Annotated in this window: 12 protein-coding genes and 1 pseudogene; 1 reads left to right on the top strand and 12 read right to left on the bottom strand. The window is 54.3% G+C overall.

Annotated elements, in window-relative coordinates; all coding sequences use genetic code 11:
* A pseudogene (locus tag AC1DU9_RS13525) lies at nt 1-211 on the top strand (IS4 family transposase); the annotation flags it as partial.
* A gap of 144 nt (nt 212-355) precedes the next feature.
* Here the strand turns inward: AC1DU9_RS13525 and AC1DU9_RS13520 are convergent.
* The 12 genes from AC1DU9_RS13520 to AC1DU9_RS13465 all read right to left on the bottom strand — a co-directional run bounded on the left by AC1DU9_RS13520 (nt 356) and on the right by AC1DU9_RS13465 (nt 11,576).
* Nucleotides 356-1,654, bottom strand: a complete 1,299-nt coding sequence (locus tag AC1DU9_RS13520) for an FAD-dependent oxidoreductase (RefSeq protein ID WP_477810303.1) — start codon at nt 1,652-1,654, stop codon at nt 356-358.
* The gene (locus tag AC1DU9_RS13515; RefSeq protein ID WP_223460208.1) at nt 1,654-2,226 is read right to left on the bottom strand and encodes a c-type cytochrome; all 573 of its coding nucleotides are present in this window, start codon (nt 2,224-2,226) and stop codon (nt 1,654-1,656) included. Before AC1DU9_RS13515 ends, AC1DU9_RS13520 begins: the two co-directional genes overlap by 1 nt.
* A gap of 8 nt (nt 2,227-2,234) precedes the next feature.
* Entirely contained in the window at nt 2,235-2,672 is a 438-nt protein-coding gene (locus AC1DU9_RS13510) for a hypothetical protein (protein WP_477810302.1), read from the bottom strand.
* A gap of 42 nt (nt 2,673-2,714) precedes the next feature.
* Nucleotides 2,715-3,329, bottom strand: a complete 615-nt coding sequence (locus AC1DU9_RS13505) for a hypothetical protein (RefSeq protein ID WP_223460204.1) — start codon at nt 3,327-3,329, stop codon at nt 2,715-2,717.
* 42 nt (nt 3,330-3,371) lie between these two features.
* The gene (locus AC1DU9_RS13500) at nt 3,372-3,932 is read right to left on the bottom strand and encodes a hypothetical protein (RefSeq protein WP_223460202.1); all 561 of its coding nucleotides are present in this window, start codon (nt 3,930-3,932) and stop codon (nt 3,372-3,374) included.
* Nucleotides 3,929-4,744 (bottom strand): aldo-keto reductase family protein, encoded by an 816-nt coding sequence (locus AC1DU9_RS13495; protein WP_223460200.1) that lies wholly within the window; start codon nt 4,742-4,744, stop codon nt 3,929-3,931. Before AC1DU9_RS13495 ends, AC1DU9_RS13500 begins: the two co-directional genes overlap by 4 nt.
* The gene (locus tag AC1DU9_RS13490) at nt 4,744-7,563 is read right to left on the bottom strand and encodes a hypothetical protein (RefSeq protein ID WP_223460198.1); all 2,820 of its coding nucleotides are present in this window, start codon (nt 7,561-7,563) and stop codon (nt 4,744-4,746) included. Before AC1DU9_RS13490 ends, AC1DU9_RS13495 begins: the two co-directional genes overlap by 1 nt.
* Nucleotides 7,560-8,357 carry a hypothetical protein gene (locus AC1DU9_RS13485; RefSeq protein ID WP_223460196.1) on the bottom strand — a complete coding sequence of 266 codons (798 nt, stop codon included), beginning with the start codon at nt 8,355-8,357 and terminating at the stop codon, nt 7,560-7,562. Before AC1DU9_RS13485 ends, AC1DU9_RS13490 begins: the two co-directional genes overlap by 4 nt.
* Complete coding sequence (locus AC1DU9_RS13480) at nt 8,354-9,745, bottom strand: MBL fold metallo-hydrolase (protein WP_223460194.1); 1,392 nt, start codon at nt 9,743-9,745, stop codon at nt 8,354-8,356. The genes AC1DU9_RS13485 and AC1DU9_RS13480 overlap by 4 nt, the downstream gene beginning before the upstream one ends.
* Nucleotides 9,736-10,563 (bottom strand): hypothetical protein, encoded by an 828-nt coding sequence (locus tag AC1DU9_RS13475; RefSeq protein WP_477810301.1) that lies wholly within the window; start codon nt 10,561-10,563, stop codon nt 9,736-9,738. Before AC1DU9_RS13475 ends, AC1DU9_RS13480 begins: the two co-directional genes overlap by 10 nt.
* 20 nt (nt 10,564-10,583) lie before the next feature.
* A complete protein-coding gene (locus tag AC1DU9_RS13470) occupies nt 10,584-11,213 on the bottom strand; it encodes an MBL fold metallo-hydrolase (protein ID WP_477810300.1) in 630 nt (209 codons plus the stop codon).
* Between the two features lie 96 nt (nt 11,214-11,309).
* Entirely contained in the window at nt 11,310-11,576 is a 267-nt protein-coding gene (locus AC1DU9_RS13465) for a hypothetical protein (RefSeq protein WP_223460190.1), read from the bottom strand.
* Nucleotides 11,577-11,585: the final 9 nt, after the last annotated feature.

Raw genomic sequence — 11,585 nt, 5'->3', positions numbered from 1 at the left:
GCCCTCGGATTACCTGACACTTCAAACGACCTCAGAAACGCTGGCAACACGACTGTTGGCGCTCGCCAGGAATATCAAGCCCAAGCAAGTGGCCAAAAGCCTACGTGGTCCCAAAATCGCCAAACCCAAGGAGTGGCTGGACGGCAAAGCTGCGCATGCTCATGTGTCGACGGATCGGGTGCTCAAGGCCCATAAAGGGAAAACACCTTGAAAGGGCTGGCTGTAAGACTGTGAAGTTAGCCCCGAGTCAATCGGGGCTTTCAATGCGCAGTCGGGTGAGCGCGATCATGGGGCGGTTCAAGGTGTGTTGATATGCAGTTTAGTGGCGAGGGAGATGATTCCCCAACAGCTATCACTACCCGAACGCCTCTTTCACCATGCTCTCGAACATGCCGTAGGCTGACCGCGCTTCACGAGAGTGATCTTCCCGAACAGCCTCCAGTGGTGTAACCCGCAAAGTCTCTACTTCAATAATGTTAGTGACGGCGTCATGCCGATAGTCCAGAAACACCGAAATGCCGTAGTCATCTCCACAAAGGCTATAGCAGACATTCATGTAATAGGGTTTCAGCAACGGTAATCCACGTCGCATATGGTGGATTGCCAATGCGCAGACACGTGCCTGACAAGTAGCCGCAAATGCCGACTTCGGCAGTTTCTCGGCATAGGCCGCGTCGCCAATGACATGCACGCCCGGCACCTGTAGCGACTCAAGAGTTTGCGTATTGACTGGACACCAGCCGTGATCCGCCGCCAGACCGTTGCGATGGGCAAAATTATCCGCGCGCTGAGCGGGAATGATGTTTATTACATCACCAGCAACAGGACCTGAGTCGGTCAACAGACGACGTCCCTCCCTGTCCAGCGCCCGCACGGTTCCTCCTTCCCTGGCGCCGATCCAGCGTATAACGCTGTCCTCGCTGCCGTAATCGTAAAGTTGCGTCCACGCCTGTTCGAACTGAGCCTGTTTGGCAAAACGTGGCTTGGCGTCAAGCACGATCACTTGCGACTTCGGCTTGTGGTTTTGCAGGTATTGCGCAATCAGACTGGCCCTTTCGTAGGGCCCTGGCGGGCATCGATAATCATCCTGAGGTGCGGCGATCAATACCGTGGCACCGTCGCGCATTTCCATTAGCTGGCGGTTTAGCAGGCGCAATTGTTCGCCACCACCCCAGGCATGGGGAAACAGTTGCTCATCTGCGGGTTCGTATCCGGCAATCGTGTGATGCCGGAAACCGATGCCCGTTGCCACCACGCAGCGGTCATAACCGAAAATGTGACCCGTACGGGTGTAGACCTGCTGCGTTTGAGGGTTGATCGAAATCGCGTGGTCGTAAACTACTTCTATCCCGCTCTCGACTAGTCTTTGGTAATTGAACTTCAACGATTGTTCGCTGCGTTTTCCGACCAGGAATTCAGCCCCCAAGGGGCAGCTATGGTACTGCGGGTTGGGCTCAACCAGGACGATACGAACTTCGGGGTCAAGCCGCTTCAGTGTGCGGGCAAAGGTCGCACCGGCAAAACCGCCACCGATGACTACAACCGTAAAGTCTCCTCGCCGGGTCGCTCCTGCGCTCATCGCCATCGTATAAAAGGTCGAGAGACCAATCCCCGTCGCCAACCACTTGAGTAGCCGTCTTCTTTCCTGATCCATCAGTGGTCAAGCTCCAGAGTCCAGTTTTCCAGATAGGCCAGAACACTTTGCAGTTCTGTGTCGCTCAATGCCGACACCGCTGCGGTCATGTCTGCTGACATCGTTCGCCTTCCCTTTTGCAAGTCGTCCATGACGGCGCGGGTGTATTCGATATTCTGGCCTCGTAACCGAGGCGAGGAATCAGCCTTGTCGTCATGGCACCCGGCACATTGACGTTTGTAGATAGACTCGCCGGGCGCTGCGTGGACATCGACAGTCGAACGCGCCTTCACGTTGATAGAGCTGAATCTGCTGGCCAGCAACCGCGCATGTTTCTCGTCCACCCGCTCCATTACCCGGTTCATGATGGTGCCCTTGAGGGAGCCGTCGCGGTATTGGGTGAGTGTTTGCAACAGGTAGGCATGCGGCTGACCTGCGATCGACGGAATGATCCCGCCCTCCCTCAGCCCGGACGTACCGTGACAATTGATACAGCCGTTGCTGACCATCAGGCTGTCAACGGCTGGCTGCGCCAGTACCTGTCCCCAGAACTGAGTCAGCCAAATCATCACGACAGCGATCATTCTGAACATGGCGAGGCCTAATCTGTCAGCACATTGCTCAGGTACACCTTGCTGCTGGCGAGATACTCTTTGGGAATGTCATAACCACCATAGGCTTTGACATGCCCGTCGATATACCCTGCCAGCGCCTCACGGGACGCAAAAATCTTCTTCGCCCGCTCATAAGCCGCCATGTCCTGATAGATCATCAAATGAATCAGGGGCTCACCCGGCTCCGTCGGCACCAGGTTGATGACTTTCACGCCAGCCTTGGCACTACGGCCGTAGGTTTTCATATAGGTCGCCTGGGATTCGACGAACTGTTCCAGAAACTCTTTTTCCTTGCCTTGTGGTGGCTCGAAAACAATGGTCATCGCCTTACTTGTAACAACAGGCACCTCGACTGAAGTTGCTTGCGCATGACCGAAATGGGTGTAAAAGAACAACAAGCCCAACACTGCAGTAATATTATTCATATTCAATACCTGTCTAAATGGATTGATTGGATGAGCTTTTAATTACTTGTGCAATATGACCGATATCATTCGCCCACCCGATTCGCGGGTCGGATCGTCAGTCTCTCTGACCGCAACTTCAACAGGACTTACTTCTACCCGTCGATAATGTTCATAAATGACTTTCTGATAGAGTTCATCAAGCCATGGGTGAATGCAAAATAACGCCAGGCGTCCACCTTCAAGCAAAAGTGACTGTGCTGCAAACACAATGAATTGCAGGTTTTCTTCAATGACTGATTCGATGTCGTCATTGAAGGGATCGAAGAAAATCGCTGAAAAACGTTTATCCATTCCGTGCAGTTGCTGCCAGTAGCCGGGAATCAACTGCACACCGCTACGCCCTGTTTGCCACGCGTCGGCCCGATCCAGTATCTGCGGATGAGGTTCGACGATTGTGTGGCCAGCCGGCCGCGCTTGCTGAATCATGGTGGCGGAAATGCCCATGCCGAAACCGATTTCCAGCACTTCATCCCGGTCACTCAATGCCATACCATCGACCAGATGCTGGATCAGAGGGCGTTCCCACTCATGCATCACATAGGCGTCACCGATACGCAATGAATCGGTCGAGTAAAAAGCTCGGGCTTCAAGATAGTCTTTTCTGAGCGGTTCCATGAAATCTCCATTTCCTCGTGAACATCCATTTACCAATGGTCATCAAGTGACCAGTCTAAGTTCAGGCCTGGTGTAAAACGCGTCGGCCGCGCGGATATTGGATTGCAGTAACACCCACTGAAATCCTACGCCGAAACAAATGCGGCCAAATATGGCAAGCGCGTGTTCATCCAGATACAGTGAAAATGATTTGAGCAGAGCAACACCTTGCCCACTCAAACAGGCCACCACCAGTTCAAGCATCAACTGGTCGAAGTAAAGCACCATGGTTCGATTTTTTCCGGACTCGAGCATTGCCTGTAACCGGGCGGCGAATTTGTGATAAATCACGGCGAGAGAATCGCTGTTATCCAAGCCGGCGTGCTCATCCAGTAACCAATCCGCCTTGCGCGCTCCAAAGATCAACTCCGGGTCGTAATACTCTTCTGGCCATTCATATGTTTCCAACCCGCATTCAGCGGCCAAAACCAGATCCTGCTGATAACAGCGAGAGCAGCCCGAGACAAACAAGGCATCAGCATGCGCCGCCGCTATCGCTTGAAAGCTCTCAAGACTGGCGGGCATTCGCAGTTGCGAGGCGCGACGCATCAAAATCAGGGTCATCGATACCTCCCGCTGGACGCTTCGAATTTGATCAATTCGGCAATATGTTCCGCACTGCCAGCTCCGACGATGCAAGCCCTGACCCCCACATGGTTCAACGCATAATCCAGCGCCGGCGCCAGTGGAATGATGCCGCCAGCCAGACAGTGCAACGCGTACAGCGGCCAGCGATGTTTGATCGTTTGAAGATGAGCGAGGGTTGCAACGTCATCCATTTGCAGGAGGTTGACAGATGTCAGGACGCCATCGAACCTTAGATGTTCCAGCAGCCACAGGCATTGATCGGTCAGATTGAACGTCAACATCAACCATTGCGTGCCTGACACTGCTCGAGTGATGAGTCCTCGGACAATTTGCTCAATCAACGAGGTATGGCCTTGCGCCAGCAAAATATCGAGCCAGTCACCACCGACGCTGACCAGACGAGGCGCAAAGCGATTGATGATTTCGATGTCCGCGTCGATCTGCTCAAGATCCGGCAGGAATTCGTATTGCGACGATCTATAGTAATGGGTCGGGTTCTGTTGGACTTCACTGACGCTGAGCAGCCTCGCCGACGATTTGTCGATGACTTTAATCAGAAACCGGGAATGGTAGAGATGTCGAAACGTGACGTCCTTCAATGCTTGGCTGAAAGCCTGCGCCGTTACCCAATCGCCACTGCAAAGACCAAGCCCCGAACGCTGCGATACCGTCCTCGCCCAGCTCTCCACTTCTTTATTGGAGTACGGGCTGCCGTAACGCTGAAGGAAGCCGCGATCCCCCAAATAAATGTCGGGGTGTTGCGTGTCAAAGCTATTCGGGGAAGGCATCAGCGGACAATCTCCAGCAAGTCGATGGTGGGATCAAGGTCAAGCCTGTGGTCTATCAGCACCAATGTATTCGTGGAGGATTGGCCATAATTTTGCAGTCGCGTGGCTGCATCGACTGCAGCTGAAACCGTCAGTGACAGAAACACTTCATCCAGCAACACCAGTTGGCTGCCGTCGGCCGGAAGGGCTTCCAGCCATTCCATCAAAGCCCCAACCACATCGTTAGTCTTGAAGATCAGCTCCATGACCGTCGGATTGAAGTACCAGGTCTGTAATGAGTGGTCTGGGATCAAAGAGTCTTGCGCCACACTCTGGACTTCGATCACCCCGGCAATGCCTTTCAGATAATCGCTCTTGCCCGTTCCCGAAGCGCCCCGGAGCAGTTGCAGGCCACTTCTTTGCATTGTCAGTGGGAGGTAACCCCGTCGGGCGCTGAAACCGCTGATATGAATAGTCTTGCCATTGATCCGAACAGGAACCTTGAGTTTGTTCGAACTGAAACTCAGCAATCGATCAACCGAAATGGACTGCGATTTGAACCCAGTAATGGCAAGAAAGACATTGGACAAGTCTGAGCGCACCAACAACAACGCAGTGACAGCCAGAACAAAACCGGCGCCGGACGCCTGATGAAATGCGCCAAGCATGACGATCAAGACAATGGCCATATCGCTGAGCAAGGTACAGCTGGCGGCACAAATGGTGCGCGCAATCACACTGATCATGCATGCCTCATAGAAATGGGCCAGGCCTTGCAGAACGACAGTTTGGCGAGTCTGAGCCAGCCACCCGCCAAGCTTTTCGAGCCCGCTGATGCCTGCACCGGAAAGAGAATGACTGCCCTGCGTCGACCTGATCAGGGCATCGAATCCGGCGACGGTTGCTAATCTCGAGCGGTACAACTCGTTCATTGACAGTCGATAGAGGCAAACCAGTGCGCCAGTAAAAACGCCAGCCAGCATCAACCCCGACAGACCAAAACCGAACCACAGAGCACCGATGCTGCACGTCAGCAACGCACCGACCCACGCCATGTCGTGGGCGTACCAGGCGATACGTTCAAATGCGGTAGTGACATCACGCGACACAACCTGCAGGTGGTTGGTTCTGCCTCCAGCGCGCGTATCCCGCAGTCCTTCCCTGAGTGCCTGCGCCATACGCGCGCGCAGTGACGACTCGATATAAAGGCCGGCACAGATACCTGTTGCGATGCCCGCAATGACATAGGCCAGTATCCAGCCTGCGCCTGGATCGTACTCCGGCAAGGTGAGGTTGCCTGCGTAGCTCATCATCACGGCGGGAACCAACAAAGCGATCACGCCCCAGACGGACCACTTCAGAAGTTGCACGAGGCCGAAATATCCGCTCGATGCAGTCGACTGATTTTTGGGTTTGGGGGCATCCATTGCGCCTCCCTGGTACTCGTCGCTGCGCCGACTATCGAGCGCCTTTGATGCCGTGGTGCAAAAACGTATATCTGCGAAGGCAGACAACGTATCTCTGACAGCTAGTGCCGCGGCGCTGTCCAGTGATGAAAGATCGTTATCGATCAATAAGCACCGACCTTGCAGACGGGCAAGAAAAACGCCCCGAATCAGTTGCAAGCGCAAGCGCTGGCCACTGGAAAGATTGCTGGCGTCGAGATCGATGTATTTGTCTGCGACCTCGCGGGGCGTCTTGCCCAATTCCGGCACGAGCCTGAAATGCGTCATGAGCGCATGGACTTGCGTGGTGTCTTCGGGCAGAACACCAGGAATCAGACCCAGGAGTGTGGAAGGCCAGACTGGCCAGTTCTCATCGAAAAGGATCTCATATCGAGAGTCAGCGACACCGGACCGGGCGGGTGACTCTGAGCAGCAGTCAACGAACAGTGTATCCAGTTCGTCAAGGGATCGACCGACCGTTTTATAGCTTAGGTAAGCTCTTGGCATGCCGAGCATCGCCGACAACAACGGGATGGCCAGCCAGAAAACAGCGCCTTCCCAGGACAACAGATAAGCCGTTGCACCGATACTCGCCAACAGGATAAAAGGCACAAGACGCCCGAAGCCAACGATGTAACTGTCTGCACCGCGCAACAACGTATCTCGATTGCGCAGGCACAGCTCTTCATTCAGGGTGCTGCCAATGCGCTGCTGCTCGCTTTGGTCGGCGAACTGTTTGAGCAACGGCCCATGTTGCAGCCACTGCGAGCACTGTTCCGTTCGCTTGGTCACCTTATCCATGATCTTGTTGTAGTTACGATCAGCAAGCCTGGAGAGTCCGTAGGAGACCGGAATGAACACAGCAATCATTCCGACTACGGCGAGTCCCACAGGGCCGTACATTGCCACCACGCCCAACGTGGCCAACAGCAAAAACGAAGGGATCGCAAACAGATTCAGCGAAGCACCCACTCCGTCCATCACCACGGTGAGGTCACGCGAAGCCAGCCTTTCCAGCACTGGCAGCGCTACGCTGGGTCTCACATGCATCGAAAGCAAATGACCGAAAATGTTACAGAACCGCAAGTTGAAGTATCGTTCGGCATTGATTTGCCCTACTACCACCAGAAATGAACAGCCCCCCAACATCAGCAAGATGACACCATCGCCCACCGCGAAGCTGTCAATACCTTGCCCGCCTACCAGACTCGACAATTTATAGATGAACAGCAGCGCAATGATGTACTGCGAGACGAGCAGCAGCAGGTAAGTCACCGTCGCGAGTGGCGAAAGCCTGAAGGCGACGCGCAGAATGCCGCCACGCAAACGGCAGACAGATGTACTGTCTGTTTGTGTAAACTTGATCGGCGGGGTGAAGCAGTACATCCACTTCATTGGATGGCTCTTTCGACATAGTCGCGATGAGGCGAGAGCGCTTGGACGGCCTGGTAGCAACGGTGAATTTTGCGAAAGTCGTATTCATCAATCGAACAGCCGCGATAGTGACAGTAACGCTGAACGATCCAGGCCAAATCCGGAGCGCACTTCATGTGCGGCAAGATGAAATTTGCCGCCGACATGACGTCGAACCAGACCGTACGCTGCAGCGACCAGGTTTCCAGATCGATGATMCGTACCCCCTCCAAACTGATTATGATGTGTTCCGGCTTTACGTCTCCGACACTCACCGGGTGTCGTTCAAGACCGGAACCGGCCTTTGCGCAACAGCATGAGTCAGGCTCGAACGCTTCCGAAGCCCTAGCCACGGTCAGATTTGAAACAGCGGCCTGATGCATCAAGGCGTAGGCCTGAATAATTCGATCCAGATCCCGGCGTGTCGCTTGCGCGGAACGTCCCGGAACGTGACTGAGCACAACTGCATGCAGCGTCGCATCGTGATGCAGAATTCGAGCAATTGGCCCGCCGCGGAACACCAGGTAGCCTTCGACTTCAGCCTGATAAAGCCGTTTCTCGAGATAGCGCTTGATCACAACCTGCTGTGCGGAGCCAGCGATGCGGCCCTTCCAGACTATCGATTTGCTCGACCCAGCGATTTGTTCAAGGGGCTGAAAAAGCCTCATTCCCGTCAGACTATCCAGCCACGTCTGAGTCTCTTGGGTGAGCTGATGTGCGCAAGCATCCGCCATCGGCTCGAGCGTTACGTTCCGAAAAACGCCTGCGCCACTCATACGCCGTTGACCAGAGAAAATTGATAACTGCGCCGAGCACGTTCCTCATCCACCTGCTCGCTGTAAAACTCAAGCCAAAATGCCAACGGGCTGTCATAGCGATCACAGACGTACCATTGGGATGCTGAGATGTTGATCAGTTCCCACACTTGCAACTCGCCCATGATCAACCGACTGAAATCCGCAAGGTCAACCCGAATGCCAAAGGGATACTGCTTGATCGCCGAGGCGCCCAGGCTTTCGACGCGGACAAACTCGACTCTGGAAACATCCAGGACAAAATCGATGCTTTGCGAGCCCTCTACCACTATTTGAATTACCAGCCTGCGGGCGCCCAATGGACGCCCGAGATAATGTGTCTGCGCCATGAGCACTTGGCCATAGGCCGTAATCGTCCATGTCCTGGCCATCGCGTCGAGATGAACCTTGAGTTCTTGCAGGCTGACTACTTCCCCTGCATTACGGGGGGGACTTTCTTGTTGCTCAGGTGGGTCATCCGTCAGGCTAATCCAGTGTGCGTTGTCACCCGGAAGCGCGGTGTTCACGTCGAAACTGTCGCCTGGCGCCAGCGCATACACCTTTCTGAGAAGCGACATCTGGCTCGCGATCTGCGCCAACTGACGGTTGCTCCACAAATGGTGGATTTTCTGCTTGGGATCGATGTAACCGTTACCGGCAATCAGCAACGTGACAGGCGCCTCAATTCTTCTCGAGGGCCGCGTCACGATCTCGTCCAATAACCTCAGCCCTGATATTCGGCCGTATTTCGGGTCCGCGACCGGCAACAGGTTGTCCAGCCCGATAGAACAACCATCAGCACTGGCCTGAAAGTTGTTGGTGACCACCATCACATTGGGCGGCGCAATGGTTCCGGCGTTGGCCTCGACATAGAAGCTGTCCGCTATTCGCGTGTCAGACTGAATGAACAGCGCCCGATCCCCGCTATCGCGAAGGTAGATTGATGCCACGCGATTGTCCCAGAACAATACATCCGTGCGCGGCATGTAAAAACGACAACGCAGCTCTCCGACTTCGAAATCCTGCTGGGTTTCAATGCAGAAAACGTGAAAACCACACTCTTGGAGCATTTCTCGCGCGACTAGGGGAAACAGTTCAGGCACATACACTCGGGTGCTGTTGAGTTTGTGCCGGTATACATTGTGCAAATGCGCTAGGGTCGCGGGGTGGAAGTGCTGCAGGTGCTCGGTCGTGAAGATGATCGCCTCCACTGCCGGCATCTGCGCGATCGACACCGTCCGTGAGGGGATTATCCGAAAACTGCAATGCGGGTCAGAGCCAAAGCCTTCCCCCAGTACCGGATCAATAAGCACATGTGTGCTGCCGGCGGTTACCGACCAGCTCTGATGGCCGATATTAATCAATTGCATGCCTTGACCTCCAGAGAGCCCATGGCACGGGTGATGATTTTGCCCAGCAATTGCGGGCTGCCGTTTTCACCGTAATAGCTGTAGAAAAATGGAATCAGCCCGTCAAAAATCCCGTGTTCGAACCAGGATTTGATCGAGACGCCCACAACGTCCCAGATCTGCGTATCACCCTCGGCCACGCCCATGAAGTCCACCAGCGGCATGCAGACACCGTAGGGATATTGCGCCATAAGTGCGTCGAGATTGGTCATTGGCTCGGCTTCGAATCTGCCACTGCACATGTCCAATGCATAACTGTGGCGCAGACCAAGCGCCTGCGATAAGAAACTGAAAACTATCCGGCGCTGGCCAAGCTTCTTGCCGCGGTAATGCGACATCTGCAAAGCCTTGCGACCGGTGATAAACAACATCAGGCTTTTCGCCAACCGATCGAGCTCGTCCTGACAACGGCGCAGTGTTTCGAAGTACTGCGCGGGTGAGTCGAAATCGGGTAACACCGAGGTGGCGACCTCGATGCAGCGCTTGCTGTCGATAAAGGTTTCCAGCTCCTCGATCAACAACTTGTGTTGAAGGTGATTGACCTTGATCCAGTCAATTGATTGGCTGACCGGGTCCGGCGCATCGAGCTCGATGTTTTCGCCGGGCAGAAGACCAATGACGTTGACGTCCAGGCTGAGCTGATTGGCCACCTGGCTGAGCATCGGCTGTTCGGAAAAGGGAAACGCGGCAAAACCGTCGAAACGCTTTATGAATCCGCCTCCGCACATGGCGATGTGTTCGGGTTGCGCAGGAAAGTCCTCCAGATAGGTAGTCAGCACCGAATTCAGTACACCAAGCCCTAGCGGGCCGGTCTTTCGATTGCTGTTCGGAGCATTTTTCGCCCAGTTTCCAGCGATTGAAAAGCCCCCGGTGGCGACACCCGCGAATTGTTGGAAACAATGATCAGCTTCGGCGGCGCCACTTTTTCTTCGACGATATCGTTCTTGAACAGCTCCGACACCAGCGCATCCACCGCGATGAACACACCAGTCACAGGCCCCGCGGCCTCTTGCAGGTGAATCTGCGTGACCCGACTTTCCCAGAACGCAGTCTTCGGATCCGCCGGATAGAACTTCAGGCTCAAGTCCTTGACCACCAACGGTTCGGTGCTGTCGATTTCCGTCAGGCGGAAACCCAGGTCACGAATGCACTGCTTGACCGGTTCCACGATCGTCGCCCCCACCACAAACTGCGCGCTGCGCGGCAACAAATTAAGGGACTGAATATCAAAATGGTCGGAATGCTCGTGGCTCAGAAAAATCAGGTCAACATCCGCGAGGGCGCGATGATCTACGGATCTGGGAGGATAGATGTCGATGCGATACTGATCGACCAGACCAAAATCCTCACACAGCAGAGGGTCGATGAGGATTTTCGTAGCACCGTGCTCAATCAGCCACGTTTGATGGCCAATAAAAGTTGCCCGCATACATCGTTCCTCTCTTAGAGACGATATGACCTTGTGAATAAAAGCGTAATTCTGGAAAAGCAGGAAAATCCCTTCCCGCTTTTCGTTCAATGTCACTCAGCGGTGATAGGCACAGCTTTGTGCTTTGGTTTCCGAGACTTTTACTCGGGACTTTTTGATGGTTTCACGTAGCGCCTGAAGTTCTTCCTTGGTGAAGATTTCCTGGGCTTGTGGGGAGGACTGCGCAGTGGTGGTTTTAGTCATGACAGTTTCCTTGTCGATGTTGCGATGAATGATGGCCAGCGAACGCATCCCGGTTCGCTGTTTCGAATAAATAGCGCCGATCTCTTTCATTGTGCAAATTAGAAATGCGAGGAAACGCACTACAGCGTC

The sequence above is a fragment of the Pseudomonas sp. P4_C1 genome, from assembly GCF_056402155.1.
The sequence above is the reverse complement of the archived record's forward strand: the minus strand, read 5'-3'. Positions and strand labels throughout refer to the sequence as shown.